Below are 523 nucleotides of genomic sequence, written 5' to 3'. Positions count from 1 at the left end.
GCTCGGACACGCACCTCACCATGGAGTGGCTCAAGCGCGCCACCAAGACCGACCTGCTGCACGTGCCCTTCAACGGCTTCGGCCCGATGATGCAGGCCTTCCTCACGGGCGACATCCAGGTGCTCTACGTGTCGGTGGGCAACCCCGGCATCGTGGCGCAGGCCAAGGCCGGCAAGATGCGCGCCCTGGCGGTGCTGGCGCCCACGCGCTCCGCGCAGCTGCCCGAGGTGCCGACGCTGACCGAGGCCGGCGTGGGCGACCCCGGCACCTTCACCTGGTTCGGCCTCATGGCGCCGGCCGGCACGCCGCGCGGCATCGTCAACAAGCTCAACGCGCAGATCACCGCCGCGATGCAGACCCCCGCCATGCGCGAGCAGAACCAGACCATGGCCATGCGCACCCGCGCGCAGACACCGGAAGAGTTCGCCGCCTTCCTGAAGAAGGACCGCGAGGTCTGGGGCGAGCTGGTGCGCCAGACCGGCATTCAACTGGACTGAGGGGACTGAGCCATGAAGACAACCCC

1 protein-coding gene is annotated in these 523 nt (G+C 69.4%); it reads left to right on the top strand.

Annotated elements, in window-relative coordinates:
* Positions 1–497 (top strand): Bug family tripartite tricarboxylate transporter substrate binding protein (locus tag ACT6Q8_RS25675; protein WP_444739503.1); only part of this gene is annotated, 497 nt, incomplete at its 5' end.
* Positions 498–523 lie beyond the last annotated feature (26 nt).

Source organism: Niveispirillum sp. (assembly GCF_052437035.1).
In the GTDB taxonomy this organism is placed as follows: domain Bacteria; phylum Pseudomonadota; class Alphaproteobacteria; order Azospirillales; family Azospirillaceae; genus Niveispirillum.
Note: the sequence above shows the minus strand (reverse complement) of the source record. Positions and strands in the feature narration are given on the sequence as shown.